The sequence below is a fragment of the Mycobacterium sp. genome (genome assembly GCF_965277065.1).
Classification (GTDB): Bacteria; Actinomycetota; Actinomycetes; order Mycobacteriales; family Mycobacteriaceae; genus Mycobacterium.
The window spans coordinates 422,043-436,843 of record NZ_CBDIBT010000019.1; the positions used below are offsets into that span (position 1 = coordinate 422,043).

A 14,801-nucleotide genomic window follows, 5' to 3' on the forward strand; every position below is an offset into this window, starting at 1 on the left:
TATGCCGAACGAACCTGTACTCGACCACGTCGACAAGCTTCAGCGCTCGAGTCGCGACGTCACCATGCTGCCGGTGGTGATGTCGAAGTGGCTCTCCACCGTGCTGCCCGGCGGGGTGACCCCGCAGGTCTCCGTCGAAAGCGGGGTGGACTCGACCGGGATGTCGTCGGAAACGATCATCCTCACCGCTCGGTGGGATGAAGACGGCACGCCGGTAGAACAAAAGCTGGTGGCCCGGGTGGCGCCTACCGACGAGGACGTCCAGGTCTTCCCGACCTACCGGCTCGACCATCAATTCGACGTGATCCGCATGGTCGGCGAGCTGACCGACGTCCCCGTGCCGCGGGTGCGCTGGCTGGAGTCCACCGGCGAGGTGCTGGGGACGCCGTTCTTCGTGATGGACTACGTTGACGGCGAGGTGCCGCCAGACGTCATGCCCTACACCTTCGGCGGCAACTGGTTCGCCGACGCGCCCGCCGAGCGCCAGCGTGAGCTTCAAGACGCGACCGTCTCGGTTGTGGCATCGCTGCATTCAATTCCGGACGCCGAGAAGACCTTTGGATTTCTCACCGATGGGCAGAAGGGCGATACGGCGCTGCGCAGGCATTTCAATTGGGTCCGGTCGTGGTACGACTTCGCGGTGCCCGACATCGGCGAATCACCATTGCTGGAGCGGACATTCGCCTGGCTGGAAGACAACTGGCCCCAGGAAGCCGCCGCCAGTGAGCCGGTGCTGCTGTGGGGCGATGCCCGGGTGGGCAACGTGCTCTACCGCGACTTCCAGCCGGTAGCGGTGCTGGACTGGGAGATGGTCACGCTCGGCCCCCGCGAGCTCGATATCGCGTGGATGATTTACGCGCATATGGTCTTTCAAGAACTCGCCGGCCTGGCTACCCTGGACGGCCTGCCCGGGGTGATGCGCGAGGAGGACGTTCGCGCCACCTACCAGCGGCTCACCGGTGTCGACCTCGGCGACCTGCGCTGGTTCTACGTCTACTCCGGGGTGATGTGGGCCTGCGTCTTCATGCGCACCGGCGCGCGGCGCGTGCACTTCGGAGAAACCGAAAAACCCGACAGCGTCGAGTCGCTGTTCTATCACTCAGGATTGATGCGCAGGTTAATCGGAGAAGAGAGCTAATGTCCCATTCACTAGGCCCGCTCGATGAGTTCCCGGTACACCAGGTCCCCCAACCCATCGCGTGGCCAGGTTCCTCGGACCGCAACTTCTACGATCGCTCCTACTTCAACGCCCACGACCGCACCGGGGACATTTTCGTCATCAGCGGCATCGGCTACTACCCCCACCTGGGCGTCAAGGACGCGTTCTTGCTGATCCGACGCGGCGACACCCAAACCGCGGTACACCTGTCCGACGCCATCGACCAGGACCGGCTCAACCAACACGTCAACCGCTACCACGTCGACGTCATCGAGCCGTTGCACAAGCTGCGGATCGTCCTCGACGAAACCGAAGGCATCGCAGCCGATCTCACCTGGGAGGGCCTGTTCGACGTCGTCCAGGAACAGCCGCACGTCATGCGTGCGGGTAATCGTGTGACGCTCAACGCGCAGCGGTTCGCCCAACTCGGCAGCTGGGGTGGCCGGATCATGTTGGACGGCAAGGAGATTACGGTGGACCCCGACACGTGGATCGGCAGCCGCGACCGATCCTGGGGCATCCGGCCAATCGGCGAGGCCGAGCCGGCGGGCAGGCCCGCGGACCCGCCTTTCGAGGGCATGTGGTGGCTGTACGTACCGATGGCCTTCGAGGACTTCGCCGTCGTGCTGATCATCCAGGAGGAGCCTAACGGATTCCGTTCGCTCAACGACTGCACCCGGATCTGGCGTGACGGCCGCGTCGAACAGCTGGGCTGGCCGCGGGTCAAAATCCACTACCGGTCGGGCACCCGCATCCCCACCGGCGCCACGATCGACGCGACCGCTCCCGACGGCACACCCGTTCACTTCGACGTCGAGTCGAAACTGCCGGTGCCGATCCACGTCGGCGGTGGCTACGGTGGCGACTCGGACTGGTTACACGGCGTGTGGAAGGGCGAGAAGTTCGTCGAGCGGCTGACCTACGACATGACCGATCCGGCGATCATCGGCCGTTCGGGCTTCGGCGTCATCGACCACGTCGGGCGTGCGGTGTGCCGTGACGGCAACGGAGATCCGGTCGAGGGTTGGGGTCTTTACGAACACGGCGCGCTCGGCCGTCACGACCCGTCAGGCTTCAAAGACTGGTTGACGGTTGCGCCGTAGGTGGCGCGAACGTCGAGTTGTTGGAGGATATTTCGGCGATTACGCACAACAAGTCGACGTTGGACAGGTAATCATGTGGCATGCCTGATGCGACTTGGACCGCAGACGTCGTCGTGGTGGGGGCCGGTTTCGCCGGACTCACCGCCGCCCGTGAATTGACCCGCCTGGGCCACGATGTGCTGGTACTCGAGGGACGCGACCGGGTCGGGGGACGCTCGTATACCGGCCACGTCGCCGGCGTCCCGGTCGACATGGGCGGCACGTTCGTCGGCCCGACGCAGGATGCGGTTCTCAAGCTCGCCGCGGATCTCGGCATCACGACTGTTCCCACCTATGACGTCGGCGCGAATCTGATTCGGTGGCGTGGCGCGGTGCGTTCGTACAACGGCACCATCCCGCGGCTGTCGTTGGCCGGCCTGCTCGATCTCGGCCGTGTCCGTTGGCAATTCGAGCGCATCTCCAGGACGGTGTCGCTGACCGAGCCGTGGACCGCCCGGCGCGCCGCCCGGCTGGACAGCCAGTCGCTGGGCCAGTGGTTGCGATCGGTGCGCGCCGGCGTCACCACGCGCGAACTGCTGGCCATCATGGCGCGGGTGACGTGGGGCTGCGAGCCCGATGAGGTGTCGATGCTGCACGCCGCCCGCTATGCCCGCGCGGCCGGTGGCCTGGACCGGATGCTCGATGTCGAAAACGGCGCGCAGCAGGACCGGTTCGCGGCGGGCACCCAGCACATCGCCGACACCGCGGCCGCCGAACTCGGCGACCGGGTGGTGCTGGACGCCGCCGTGCAACACATCGACTACCGCGCCGGCGGGGTATCGGTCACCAGCGAAAAGGGGCGGGCTGACGCCAAATTCGTCGTCGTCGCCGTTCCGCCAGAACACTGGAGCGTCATCGAGTTCAGCCCGGAGCTCTCCGCCGAACACCGGCAACTACCTGCGCAGTGGCCGCAGGGCCGGCTCAGCAAGGCCTACGTCGCCTATGCCACCCCGTTCTGGCGCGACCGGGGATTCTCCGGCGAATCGCTGTCCGACCAGGGCCCGGTGTTCATCACCTTCGACGTCAGTCCGCAGCCTGAGGGGCCCGGAATCCTGTTGGGCTTCATCGACTCCCGCGAATTCGACACGCTTCCGTCCGAGCAACGTCGGCAACGCGCGCTGGAGTGCTTCGCAGCGCTATTTGGCGACGAAGCGCTCACCCCGCTCGACTACGTCGATCATCGTTGGGGCGCAGAGGAATTCGCACCCGGCGGCCCCACCGCGGCGGTGCCGCCGGGCTCGTGGACCCGGTTTGGACCATTGCTGCGCCGCCCGGTCGGCCCGATTCACTGGGCCGGCACCGAGACCGCCGACGAGTGGACCGGTTTCCTCGACGGCGCGGTGCGTTCCGGGCACCGAGCTGCCGCGGAGATAGCCCAGCGCCTACAGGGCGCGCCGCAAGTCCACTGACTCGGCGAGTGCCCGGAGTTCCCGGTTGACCTCCAACGGCCGCTCCAACATCGAGCAGTGACCGCCCGGCAACTCCACCAGACCGACCAAGTTCGGTGCGGCAGCGGCCATTCGCCGCGACTGGACCAACGGCGTCAGACGGTCGCGCTGGCTGCCGATGACCAGCGTCGGTACGGTCAGACCGCTCAGGTCGATATGCCGTCGGCCCATCGCCTCGACGAGCGCCCTGCCGCAGCCGCCGCGGCCCGCCGGCGATGTCTCCGTGAACAATTCGAAGATGAGTGAGCTGACGGCACGGTCCGCGTCGGCACCCACCGCAAGCATGGACACCATTTCGCGACTGGCCCGGTGCACCGCGGGCGGCACGGTGAACGCCCCGAAGATGTTGATCAGCGCGCGTCCGCCCAACACCCGCACCGCCGCGAACGGCGCCGGCACCGGCAGCAGCCGCACTTCACGCAGCAGATCGCCGGTGGTGGTGTTGATCAGCGCCACAGCGTCGGCGCGGGATTCGACCTTGTGGCGGTAGTGATCCGACCAGGCGGCAATCGCCATGCCGCCCATCGAATGACCGGCGATGACGGCACGCTCGCCGGGCGCAAGCGTGGCGTCGAGCACCGCATCGACATCGGCGGCCAGATGGCTGAGGCCGAAACCGCCGCGACGCGGGAGTCCGCTACGCCCGTGACCGCGATGATCGAACGCGATCACCCGGTAATTCTTTGCCAGATCGGCGATCTGGTAGGCCCACACCCGGATGGCGCAGGTGATGCCGTGCGCGAGAACGATCGGATAGCCGTCCTCGGGACCGAATACCTCGGTATGCAGGCGGGTTCCGTCGGCCGAACGCACGTTTACGGTCCGACTCGGCGGCAACGCCGCAGGCAGAGCATGCGGCGCCGAGGCCGTTCGCAGAGAACTCATTGCCGCTCCCCTCACCCGCAAGCAACATCGCCGCGAACGCAGAGCGTATCCGAGCGGACCACCGGATGTCTGTCGAAAACTGTCAGCGGCGAGAATTTCCTGCGCCGGCGCACCCATACCCCTATGACGTGCCAGGGGTTTAGCGGCGGCATGTCGGCGGTATGCCCGCTGCGGCTGTGTGCAGCAGAGATGCGATTTTGAAACGTCGTAGCTCACAGCAGCCATAGACTCAGGGGCAATCGGGGTGACATCGATATCGGAGAGTGGAGAAACATGAGCATCATCGAGGCGGATGCAAAGGCGCAGACACCGTCCGAGCAGGACTCGCAGCACGCGTTCGAGAGCGACGTAACCGCAACCCAGGCCTACCTGGACAGCTCACGCTTCGACGGAATCACCCGGCTCTACTCCGCGCGCCAGGTCGTCGAACAGCGCGGCACCATCCCGTCCGACTACATCGTGGCGCGGGAGGCCGCCCAGGCCTTCTACCCGCGGCTGCGTGAGCTGTTCGCGCAGAAGAAGAGCATCACCACCTTCGGCCCGTACTCCCCCGGGCAGGCCGTGACGATGAAGCGGATGGGCATCGAGGGCATCTACCTCGGCGGGTGGGCGACCTCGGCCAAGGGCTCCATCAGCGAGGATCCCGGACCCGACCTGGCCAGCTACCCACTCAGCCAGGTGCCCGACGAGGCTGCCGGATTGGTCCGCGCGCTGCTGACGGCCGATCGCAACCAGCAGTACCTGCGCCTGCGGATGAGCGCGGAGCAACGCGAGCGGACGCCCGCGGTCGACTACCGGCCGTTCATCATCGCCGACGCCGACACCGGCCACGGCGGCGATCCGCACGTGCGCAACCTGGTCAAACGATTCGTCGAGGCGGGCGTGCCGGGGTACCACATCGAAGACCAGCGGCCGGGCACCAAGAAGTGTGGCCACCAGGGCGGCAAGGTCTTGGTGCCCTCCGACGAGCAGATCAAGCGCCTCAACACGGCCCGTTTCCAGCTCGACATCATGCGGGTGCCGGGCATCATCGTCGCCCGCACCGACGCTGAGGCCGCCAACCTGCTCGACAGCCGCGGGGACGAGCGTGACCAGCCGTTCCTGCTGGGCACGACAAACCTCAAGATCTCGTCCTACAAGTCCTGTTTCCTGGCGATGGTGCGCCGCTTCTACAACTCCGGGTTCTCCGAGCTCAACGGCCACCTGCTGTACGCCCTGCCCGACGGGCAGTACGCCGCGGCGGATGCGTGGCTGGAACGCAACGGCATCACCGAGCTGATCACCAACGCGGCCGCGTCGCCGGACCATGCGCAGGAGTCGATCGACGCCGTGTTCGACGAGATCGAGTCGAAGTTCGTCGACGCCTGGCAACTCGACGCGGGGCTGATGACCTACGGCGAAGCCGTTGCGGAACTTCTCGAGTTCAACGCCAATGACGGCGAAGCCAGTGACATGAGCGCCGACGAGTGGCGGAAGTTCGCCCAGCGCGCTCCGTTCTACACCGCCCAGCAGAAAGCAAAAGAACTGGGCGTCAACGTTTCCTGGGACTGCGAGCTGGCCAAGACGCCGGAAGGCTACTATCAGATCCGCGGCGGCATTCCCTACGCGATTGCCAAATCGCTTGCCGCAGCGCCATTTGCCGATCTGCTCTGGATGGAGACCAAGACGGCCGATCTTGTCGACGCCCGCGAATTCGCCGAGGCGATCCACGCGCAGTTCCCCGACCAGATGCTGGCCTACAACCTTTCGCCGTCGTTCAACTGGGACACCACCGGTATGACCGATGACGAGATGCGGGCGTTCCCTGAGGAACTCGGCAAGATGGGCTTCGTCTTCAATTTCATCACCTACGGTGGCCACCAGATCGACGGTGTGGCATCGGAGGAGTTTGCGACGTCGCTGCGCCAGGAAGGCATGCTTGCGCTGGCTCGTCTGCAACGTAAGATGCGACTGGTCGAGTCGCCTTACCGCACACCGCAAACGCTGGTCGGCGGGCCCCGTAGCGACGCCGCACTGGCCGCGTCGTCCGGTCGGACCGCGACCACGAAGTCGATGGGTGAAGGGTCCACGCAGCATCAGCACCTGGTGCAGACCGAGGTGCCCAAGAAGCTGCTCGAGGAGTGGCTGGCGCTGTGGGGCGACCACTACAAGATCGGCGAGACGCTGACCGTGCGGCTACGTCCCCGGCGCGCCGGCTCTGACGTGCTCGACCTCGGCATTTACGGCAACGACGCCGACGAGCCACTCGCCAACGTGGTCGTCGACCCGATCAAGGATCGCCACGGACGCAACATCCTCACGGTGCGCGATCAGAACACGTTCGCCGAGAAGATGCGCCAGAAGCGGCTGATGGACGTCATTCACCTGTGGCTGATCCATCGCTTCAAGCCAGAGATCGTCTACTACGTGACGCCGACCGAGGACAACATCTATCAGACCGAGAAGATGAAGTCGCACGGCATCTTCAGCAACGTGTATCAGGAGGTCGGCGAGATCATCGTCGCGGATGTAAACCAGCCGCGCATCGATGAGCTGCTGGCGTCTGACCGGGAAGCGCTGAAAAAGCTGATCGCCAAACAGGATTAGCCGACGAGCTCATCCGCTTCGGGCGCGAATGTGAATCTGCCGACGCGGCAACGGCGTGTCGCGTCGTCGGATTCACACTCGGTGCGATCTGCCAAGGGGTTGCTGGAGATCAGCTAGCCGACGAGCTCAGGATGGAATTTCGCCGCCATCCGGCGAATTCCATCCTGCCAGTCGACTTTTCCGGCACCCACCAGCTCGTGCATTCGTGACGCGTCGGTGGGGTTGCCGCGCAACGCCTGCGGGCTTTCTTCGAAGACCGGGTCCTTGCCGACCAGCGAGCCGAGGTAGCGGCACCAGTCCTGCAGGCTGACGGTCTGGTCGCCGCACCAGTTGACCGTGGTCGCCGGCACCGAGGCGGCCGCGAGCAGCTTCGGGATCGTCGCGATGATGTCGTCTTCGTGAATTGGGTTGTAGCTGGCCGCAACTCCGGCGGGCACCGGGATCGGGATACCGGCCAGCATCATTTCCATGTGATAGAACGGCCATCCTCCGTTGTCGCCGTACGGGACGTTGAGTCGGGCGATGACGGTGGGCACGCCGAGGGCGCGCGCCATGGTCCGGGCGACCACTTCCCCGGCGATCTTGGAGATGGAGTAGGTGGGGAACAACGGCTTGTGGTTGTCGCCCAGGGCGGAGTGCTCGGTGCGGGGTTCGTCGTCCGGCGGATCGTAGACAGCGGCAGATGAGCAGTGCAGGAACGCTTTTGCGCTGCGGCAGTGCGCCATCAACAGGCCGACGGACTCGGCGTTGGCGCCGAGATCCTTGTCCCAGTCGCCACTTTTCGCCACGGCCAAATTGAGCACATAGTCGAAATCGGTCGGCAGGCCTCCGAACTCACCGGCGGCGAGGTTGACCGTCTCGCACCGAACCTCCGCTTCCTCCAACGCTTGGCGGGCGGCCGCGTTGGTGAAACGGGCGATTCCCCACACTTCGTTCTCGGCCGCCAGGGCCCGAGCGATGGGGATGGCAACTTGTCCGGTCGGCCCGGTGATCAGAATTTTGGCGCCACGCATGTGCCGATCGTATGCCCGCGGTCATGCGCCGTCGGCTGTACCGCCGGAGAAAGTTCGGTTAGCGTGGAACAAACTAGTATACCGATCGGTTTACAAGAATGTCCGACCACTCAGATCCAAGGAGCCCGCCTCATGTCCACTGTCCTCGTCACCGGAGCAGGTCGCGGAATTGGCCGCGCTATCACCGAGGAGTTCATTCGGCGCGGTCACCGCGTGATCGGCACCGCCCGCGATCCCCGTTCGCTGGAAGGCCTCGACCTCGCGCAAAAGCTGGCCCTCGACGTCACCGATGACGCCAGCGTGACCGCCGCATTCGCCGCCGCCGGCAACGTCGACATTGTCGTCGTCAACCCCGCCGAGGTCTTTTACGCGGCCGTGGAAGCCATCCCGCTGAACAAGCTGCAGGAATTGTTCGACCTCAACTCCGTCGGCGCACTGCGCGTCGCACAGGCTGCGCTGCCCGGCATGCGCGCCCGCGGCGAGGGCAAACTGCTGTTCATGTCCAGCGTCGTCGGACGGATAACGCTGCCGACCGGAGCGGCCTACGCTGCGACGAAGTGGGCACTCGAAGCCCTCGTCGAAGCCCTGGCCATCGAGGTTGCCTCGTTCGGCATCGAGGCTACGTTGCTCGAGCCCGGTGCCGTGAGTTCAGGCGCGCTGGATGACGTGACGACCTACACCTTGCCGGACGACCCCTACGCCGGACTCGCCGGCGATGACGATCTGCGCGACGCGATGATCACGCCCGAACAAGTGGCAACCGAGATCGCAGACGCCGCCGAGAAGCCGGAACTGCCACTGCGCCTTCCGATCGGCGACGCCGCCCGCGCGGTACTGGCTGCGCGCCGCGCCGCGCCGGACGACGTCCCGTTCGTACCGACAGCCGGCTGAGGCGAGTCGTAGCTACGGCCGCATCTCGTAGGCGCCGTCGTAGGCCTCGACCTGTTGCCATACCCGACCGAAGCGGGCGGCGTCAGTGACAGGCCTGCGTACGGCGGCCATGGCCCAATCTTGTTGGGTCGGTGTCGAACTGGCCTTCCCGTGCAGCGCGACGGCGTAGCCGGAGAAGTCGCGGATCTGGACCTCGAAGATCTGGTCCACCAGGTCGGCGTCGAGCCCGATCAGATCCGCCTGCTCGAGAATCAGCTGACCGTAGACGACCAGCGTGAACAGGTGGCCGACGACGAGCAGGAAGTCGAGGTCTTTCATCTGCTCCGGACTCGGCGGCGCGGTGATCAACAGCTCTCTGAGGGCTTGTGTCTGCTCGTAGAACAGCGCGACGTTGGCGGTCGTGGAGTGCTGCTCGTAAACCTTTGTCCAGTCGGCAAACTGAACTTTGGACGCACCCCGGGCTGGTCCCTGCGCCCAGAAGAACGTGTCGTCGGCGGGGTCGTTGCGGGTGGCGATCTCCGGGTACCTCGCCGGGTTGAGCATGTAGTTGGGCATGAACTTCAGGATCTGTGCCACATTGACGTGCACGGTGCCCTCCAGTCGCGGCAGGGCACCGATCAGCCGGGCCACTTCGCAGAAGTAGGTGTTCTTCTCGAAGCCCTTGGCGGCCAACACATCCCACAAAAGGGTGACCACGGTCTCGCCTTCCGACGTCACCTTGGATTTGGTCACCGGGTTGAACAGCAGGTACCGACGGTCATCGAGGCTGGCGCTGCGGAAGTAGTCGATCGCGCGATCGCTGAACAACTTCATCGCGATCACTCGGGCGTAGGCCTCGACGAAGCTGGCCCGCACGTGCGGGAAGTCGGTGACCGGGTTGCCGTACAGGACGCGATTGTTGGCGTGGGTGATCGCCTCGTAGAAGGCGTGCTCGCACATACCAATTGAGCCCGAGCACAAGTTGAACTTGCCGACGTTGACGGTGTTGAGTGCGGCCGAGAACGCCTCCGGACCGGTGCAGAGGATGTCTTCCTCGTGCACTGGGTAATCATTGAGCCGGAAGTTGCTGACGAACATCTGGCCGTGCACCACGTTGCCGATCAGCTCGTAGTTGTCGTGGCCGCTGTCGGCGACGAACCACACGTAGCCGTCGGCGCCGTCGATGTCGGTGCGACGAGAGAACACCGACACCATGCCCGCGACGTTGCCGTTGCCGATGTAGTACTTTTCCCCCGAGGCCCGGAAGATGACGCCTTCGTCGTCGTCCTTGGCCGGCGTGAGCAACAGGTCGGTGTTGTAGATGTCGGCACCGTGATCCCGCTCGGACAGCGCGAACGCCATCACACCGCCGGCCTCGAGCTGCGCCGCCGCGCGCTCCTTGGCCTTGATGTTGTCGCTCTGCCAGATCGGCCCGAGGCCCAGGATCGTGACCTGCTCGGCGTACCAATACGACAGGCCGTAGAACCCGAAGATCTCGCTCAGCGCGGCGTTTCGGGAGGTGTCCCACCGCTTGTTCGGGTCGCCGCCGCCGTATTCCGACGGGGTGAGGAAGGTCGAGAAGATTTTTTCCTGCTTGATGAAGTCGAGGAAATCGGACACCCAGGTGGCCTCGAGATCGTCGCGCAGCAGCTTGACCTTGCCGCGTCCTTCGAACCACTCGATCACCGCGCGCAGCTGGCGCCGCGTTTCCGGATCGAAGTGCGACGGGTGGTAAGTATTCGGATCGAAGAGCAGTCCCATGACATGCGAATCTAGCCCTACGGCTCTGGCGGATCTCAAGAAGCTAACGATTCAGCGACCACGCGGCGTGGGCGCGGGATGTCGCTGGTCGCCCATGGTGTCGTGAGGCCTTATGTCCCTTTACCTGCCCTGCACCCGACGAATCGCGGTCGCTGCGGCGGCGTGCTGGACCCTGTTCGCAGTCGGCACACCAATAGCCGCTGCTGATCCGTCCACCGACGCCCTGGGTTTCGTCGACTCCTCCGCGCGCTGCGCAGCGCCCAACACAGCGATCGCGTTCGGCAGCACGGCGGAGTCACGGGTGGCAATCTGCAAGAGCCCGGCGGGCCAGTACGGCTACCACGGCGTGCGGGTCAGCGACGGAGCGAAATTGATCGCGACCGCCACCGCCGCCTCCGACGGAAGCTTCGTCGCGAAACAGGACGGTGTCACCTACACGGTCACATCGAGCGCGCTGGTGGTCAGCGACGCCAGCGGGGTGATCCGCCGCGAGTCGATGCTGACGTACCACGGACCCAAGACGGCGCAGAGTCCCAGCGCCGCAGCGCAGGCACCGTCCGCCGCACCGGCTGCACCCCAAACCTCGGCGGCACCGGCCAAACCGCTGCCGCCGCCGTTGCCGGCCGAAGTCGGCGGCAAGCACTAGAGCCGACTAGTTGCCCTGCGCGGCAGCCGAAATCGACTGGCTCACCGTGTAGCCGTCGATACCTTCGGCCCCGAGCTCGCGGCCGTAGCCGCTGTTCTTGACGCCGCCGAACGGCGCCGCGGGATCCATGATGTAGCCCTCGTTGACGCCGAATGTGCCCGACCGGACACGAGTGGCCACGCCGTACCCGCGATCGGTGTCGGCGGTGAACACCGACCCGGCCAGCCCGTACTCGGTGTCGTTGGCGATCCGGATGGCCTCGTCTTCGTCACGGTAGGAAATGACGGTCAGCACCGGGCCGAAGATTTCCTCGCGCGCGATCCGCATGTCGTTGTTCGCGCTGCTGAACAAGGTGGGCCGCACATACCAACCGGTGTTCAGCCCGTCGGGCATCTCCGCGCCGCCGACGACCAGCCGCGCGCCTTCGCTTGTGCCCGATTCGATGTAACTGCGGACCCGCTCCTGCTGGCGCTGTGCCACCAGCGGCCCGACCGCGGTGTTGGGGTCGGACGGGTCGCCGACGGGCATCAACTCCATCGCGGCCGCCAGCGCGTCGACGAACTCCGCCTCGCGGGCCGCGGGCACCAGAATCCGGCTGAGCGCGTTACACACCTGGCCGCTGTTGGCCAGGCTGGCCATCTGAATCCCGGTCGCCACCGCTGACGGCTCCGCGTCGTCGAGCACGATCGCCGCCGACTTCCCACCCAATTCGAGGCTGACCTGCTTCAACCCCTGGGCGCAGGCGATCGCGACCTGCCGCCCGGCCGCGGTCGATCCGGTGAACGAGACCTTGTCCACGCCGTCGTGGCTGACCAACTGCTCGCCGATGTCGCGACCGCCGGGCACCACATTCAGCACACCGGGCGGCAGGTCGGCTTCGGCGACCAGATCGGCGAGCAGTTGCGCGTCGAGCACCGACTCGGGCGCCGGCTTGAGCACCACCGAACATCCGGCCAGCAGAGCCGGCACCACCTTGGTGACGGTGAGAAATTGCGGCATGTTCCATGGCACGATCGCGGCGACGACCCCGACGGGCTGTTTGATCACCCGAATGTCCTTGCCGTACAACCCGGGACGGTCCTGCTGCCACGGGTAGCTACTGGCGATACCGCAGAACGCCGACATCATCATCAGGGGCAACGCCACCTGCGCCCTCTTGGCGAAGCTGATCGGGGCGCCGATCTCGGCGGAGATGAGCGCCGCCATATCCGCGCGCCGCTCCTTGTAGACGGCGGCAAGGCGTCCGATCGCCTCGATCCGTTCGCTGGGCTGCATCCGCGGCCATGGCCCGGTGTCGAACGCCGCCCGGGCCGCCTGCACGGCTCGGTCGACGTCGAGGGCTCCCGCACACACTGCGCGGCCGATCTCGGTCCCGCTGTGCGGAGATATGACGGTGATGGAGGAACCACGCTGGGCTGCAGCCCATTTCCCGTCGATGAAGAGTTCATCCCTCTGGTACATCTGATCCTCTCAGGTGTTGCGACCGCCGTTGACGCCGAGTATCTGTCCGGTGATGTAGCTGGCTTCGTCCGAGATGAAAAAGGCGCAGGCGGCGGCGATGTCCTCGGGCCGGCCCACCCTGCGCACCGGTGTGCGGTCGATGTGGTCTTCGACGGTTCCGCCGAGTTGGTGATTGCTCTCGGCGCCGCGCAGCATCGGTGTGTCGACGAACCCGGGCGGGACGGCGTTGACGGTGATCCCGGCCGGGCCGTATTCCAGTGCCAGCGATTTGGTCAGGCCGTTCACCGCGGATTTGGCCGCGACGTAGTGCGCCATCAACTGCTGGCCAGAATGCGTGCTGGACGACGAGATATTGACGATGCGCCCCCAGCCGGCCTCGACCATGTCCGGTAGCACCGCCTGAATGGTGTGGAAGGTTCCGTTGAGGTTGACGTCGATCACCTTCGACCATTCCGCGAAGGTGATCTTCGAGAACTTCTGGAAACCCGTCATGCCGGCGGAGTTGACCAGCACCAAGATTGGGCCGAGCTGTTCACGAATGGCCGCCACCGCGGCGTCTACCCGCGTGCGCTCGGTGACATCGACCACGTGGCTGAACTCGTCGTCTGAGGGCGACAGGTCGATGACGGCCACCCGGAAGCCGTCGGCGCGCAACCGTTCGGCGATCGCGCGACCAATTCCTGAGGCACCGCCGGTGACGACCGCCGTCTTCAAGCTCGCTACCGCCCCTTCATGACACTTTTCCTGAGCGACTGCCCAAACACTGCATGCCTATCACCCCGCGTCGTTTATGGTCAAGCCCATGGACAGGCCTCCGTTTCGCTTCGCGGTGCAGGCGACCAACGCCGCCGGCGGACGAGAGTGGCGCGACACCGTGCGCAAGGTCGAAGATCTGGGCTACTCAACGCTTTTCCTCGCCGATCACTATCTGGGTCCCGGGCCCGCCCAGAAACTCGCGCGCACACCTCTCCAGGATCTCGCCCCGATCGCGGCGATGGCCGCGGCGGCCGCCGTCAGCGAAACACTGCGGATCGGTTGCCGGGTCTTCTGCATCGACTACCACGTGCCCGCAGTGCTGGCCAAGGAAGCGGCAACTCTGGATCTGCTCTCAGACGGTCGCCTCGAGATGGGCATTGGAGCGGGCTGGAGCGAAACCGAATACAACGCAATGGGTTTGACCTTCGACCGGCCGGAACGGCGGATCGCCAAGCTGGCGGAGGTGGTGTCGCTCATCAAGGCGCACTGGGAAGGCCGGCAACTGGACTTCGCCGGCCAGGTCGTTCAGGTGCGCGGGTACGCCGGCCGGCCGCTACCGGTGCAGCGCCCACACCCGCCGATCATGATCGGCGGCGGTGGTCCGCGCATGCTGGCATTCGCCGGCCACGAGGCCGATATCGTCAGCATGTCCAGCGTGCCGTTCGTCGCACGCGATGCCAACGGCCGCGACCCTGCGGCCGTTGCGCAGCGCCGCACCGACGTGGTCCGGACCGCGGCGGGCGAGCGTTACAGCCGGCTGGAAATCGAGAGTTCGCCGTACTTCACCGCGGTCACCGACGATCCCGAAGCCACACTGGCGCAGGCAGCCTCGACCACCGGAATTCCCGTCGACGTTCTGCGCGAGCATCCCAACGTGATGATTGGCTCTCTGAAAACTATTGTGGAGATCCTGCTTTCGCGACGGGAGTCGCTCGGCGTCAACTACGTCACGGTGCAACAGGGGCAGATCGAATCGTTCGCACCGATTGTGGACCGGCTCAGCGGCCGCTAAACCTTGACCGCTGCGCGCCGATGATGTAACCATGGCAGGTAACTATTGGGCGATCGCTCAAA

General features: G+C 65.6%; 12 protein-coding genes. 7 read left to right on the forward strand and 5 right to left on the reverse strand.

What is annotated here, in order from left to right; genetic code table 11:
• The first annotated feature begins 1 nt into the window (after position 1).
• The 3 genes from ACQY5A_RS19165 (at position 2) to ACQY5A_RS19175 (ending at position 3,710) form a co-directional block, all read left to right on the forward strand.
• The gene (locus tag ACQY5A_RS19165) at positions 2 to 1,138 is read left to right on the forward strand and encodes a phosphotransferase family protein (protein WP_428341915.1); all 1,137 of its coding nucleotides are present in this window, start codon (positions 2 to 4) and stop codon (positions 1,136 to 1,138) included.
• Positions 1,138 to 2,262: a hypothetical protein gene (locus ACQY5A_RS19170; protein ID WP_428341916.1), complete on the forward strand. Its 1,125-nt coding sequence runs from the start codon at positions 1,138 to 1,140 to the stop codon at positions 2,260 to 2,262. The genes ACQY5A_RS19165 and ACQY5A_RS19170 overlap by 1 nt, the downstream gene beginning before the upstream one ends.
• A gap of 80 nt (positions 2,263 to 2,342) precedes the next feature.
• On the forward strand, positions 2,343 to 3,710 hold the full coding sequence (locus tag ACQY5A_RS19175) for a flavin monoamine oxidase family protein (RefSeq protein WP_428341917.1): 1,368 nt from the start codon (positions 2,343 to 2,345) through the stop codon (positions 3,708 to 3,710).
• On the opposite strand, the gene ACQY5A_RS19180 is transcribed toward ACQY5A_RS19175, so the two are convergent.
• Positions 3,684 to 4,634: an alpha/beta fold hydrolase gene (locus ACQY5A_RS19180; RefSeq protein WP_428341918.1), complete on the reverse strand. Its 951-nt coding sequence runs from the start codon at positions 4,632 to 4,634 to the stop codon at positions 3,684 to 3,686. The two genes, ACQY5A_RS19175 and ACQY5A_RS19180, sit on opposite strands and share 27 nt — an antisense overlap.
• A gap of 273 nt (positions 4,635 to 4,907) precedes the next feature.
• Between ACQY5A_RS19180 and aceA the strand changes: the two genes are divergently transcribed.
• Entirely contained in the window at positions 4,908 to 7,220 is a 2,313-nt protein-coding gene (gene aceA, locus ACQY5A_RS19185) for an isocitrate lyase ICL2 (RefSeq protein ID WP_428341919.1), read from the forward strand.
• 113 nt (positions 7,221 to 7,333) lie between these two features.
• Here aceA and ACQY5A_RS19190 read toward each other — a convergent pair whose 3' ends face one another.
• Positions 7,334 to 8,233: an NAD-dependent epimerase/dehydratase family protein gene (locus tag ACQY5A_RS19190; protein WP_428341920.1), complete on the reverse strand. Its 900-nt coding sequence runs from the start codon at positions 8,231 to 8,233 to the stop codon at positions 7,334 to 7,336.
• A gap of 132 nt (positions 8,234 to 8,365) precedes the next feature.
• Here ACQY5A_RS19190 and ACQY5A_RS19195 point away from each other — a divergent pair, with 132 nt between their 5' ends.
• Complete coding sequence (locus ACQY5A_RS19195; RefSeq protein ID WP_428341921.1) at positions 8,366 to 9,124, forward strand: SDR family NAD(P)-dependent oxidoreductase; 759 nt, start codon at positions 8,366 to 8,368, stop codon at positions 9,122 to 9,124.
• Positions 9,125 to 9,136: 12 nt separating this feature from the next.
• On the opposite strand, the gene ACQY5A_RS19200 is transcribed toward ACQY5A_RS19195, so the two are convergent.
• The gene (locus tag ACQY5A_RS19200) at positions 9,137 to 10,864 is read right to left on the reverse strand and encodes an acyl-CoA dehydrogenase family protein (RefSeq protein ID WP_428341922.1); all 1,728 of its coding nucleotides are present in this window, start codon (positions 10,862 to 10,864) and stop codon (positions 9,137 to 9,139) included.
• Positions 10,865 to 10,976: 112 nt separating this feature from the next.
• Here ACQY5A_RS19200 and ACQY5A_RS19205 point away from each other — a divergent pair, with 112 nt between their 5' ends.
• Positions 10,977 to 11,510 carry a hypothetical protein gene (locus tag ACQY5A_RS19205; protein WP_428341923.1) on the forward strand — a complete coding sequence of 178 codons (534 nt, stop codon included), beginning with the start codon at positions 10,977 to 10,979 and terminating at the stop codon, positions 11,508 to 11,510.
• Between the two features lie 6 nt (positions 11,511 to 11,516).
• On the opposite strand, the gene ACQY5A_RS19210 is transcribed toward ACQY5A_RS19205, so the two are convergent.
• Entirely contained in the window at positions 11,517 to 12,971 is a 1,455-nt protein-coding gene (locus tag ACQY5A_RS19210; RefSeq protein ID WP_428341924.1) for an aldehyde dehydrogenase, read from the reverse strand.
• Between the two features lie 9 nt (positions 12,972 to 12,980).
• Positions 12,981 to 13,685, reverse strand: coding sequence for an SDR family NAD(P)-dependent oxidoreductase (locus ACQY5A_RS19215; protein WP_428341925.1), 705 nt, complete (start codon positions 13,683 to 13,685; stop codon positions 12,981 to 12,983).
• Positions 13,686 to 13,773: 88 nt separating this feature from the next.
• Here ACQY5A_RS19215 and ACQY5A_RS19220 point away from each other — a divergent pair, with 88 nt between their 5' ends.
• Positions 13,774 to 14,739 (forward strand): TIGR03621 family F420-dependent LLM class oxidoreductase, encoded by a 966-nt coding sequence (locus ACQY5A_RS19220; RefSeq protein ID WP_428341926.1) that lies wholly within the window; start codon positions 13,774 to 13,776, stop codon positions 14,737 to 14,739.
• Positions 14,740 to 14,801 lie beyond the last annotated feature (62 nt).

What these genes read in the sequence shown, in the direction of transcription:
- ACQY5A_RS19165 (WP_428341915.1), top strand. Translation starts at nt 2, where the DNA reads ATGCCGAACGAACCTGTACTCGACCACGTCGACAAGCTTCAGCGCTCG.
- ACQY5A_RS19170 (WP_428341916.1), top strand. Translation starts at nt 1,138, where the DNA reads ATGTCCCATTCACTAGGCCCGCTCGATGAGTTCCCGGTACACCAGGTC.
- ACQY5A_RS19175 (WP_428341917.1), top strand. Translation starts at nt 2,343, where the DNA reads ATGCCTGATGCGACTTGGACCGCAGACGTCGTCGTGGTGGGGGCCGGT.
- ACQY5A_RS19180 (WP_428341918.1), bottom strand. Translation starts at nt 4,634, where the DNA reads ATGAGTTCTCTGCGAACGGCCTCGGCGCCGCATGCTCTGCCTGCGGCG.
- aceA (WP_428341919.1), top strand. Translation starts at nt 4,908, where the DNA reads ATGAGCATCATCGAGGCGGATGCAAAGGCGCAGACACCGTCCGAGCAG.
- ACQY5A_RS19190 (WP_428341920.1), bottom strand. Translation starts at nt 8,233, where the DNA reads ATGCGTGGCGCCAAAATTCTGATCACCGGGCCGACCGGACAAGTTGCC.
- ACQY5A_RS19195 (WP_428341921.1), top strand. Translation starts at nt 8,366, where the DNA reads ATGTCCACTGTCCTCGTCACCGGAGCAGGTCGCGGAATTGGCCGCGCT.
- ACQY5A_RS19200 (WP_428341922.1), bottom strand. Translation starts at nt 10,864, where the DNA reads ATGGGACTGCTCTTCGATCCGAATACTTACCACCCGTCGCACTTCGAT.
- ACQY5A_RS19205 (WP_428341923.1), top strand. Translation starts at nt 10,977, where the DNA reads ATGTCCCTTTACCTGCCCTGCACCCGACGAATCGCGGTCGCTGCGGCG.
- ACQY5A_RS19210 (WP_428341924.1), bottom strand. Translation starts at nt 12,971, where the DNA reads ATGTACCAGAGGGATGAACTCTTCATCGACGGGAAATGGGCTGCAGCC.
- ACQY5A_RS19220 (WP_428341926.1), top strand. Translation starts at nt 13,774, where the DNA reads ATGGACAGGCCTCCGTTTCGCTTCGCGGTGCAGGCGACCAACGCCGCC.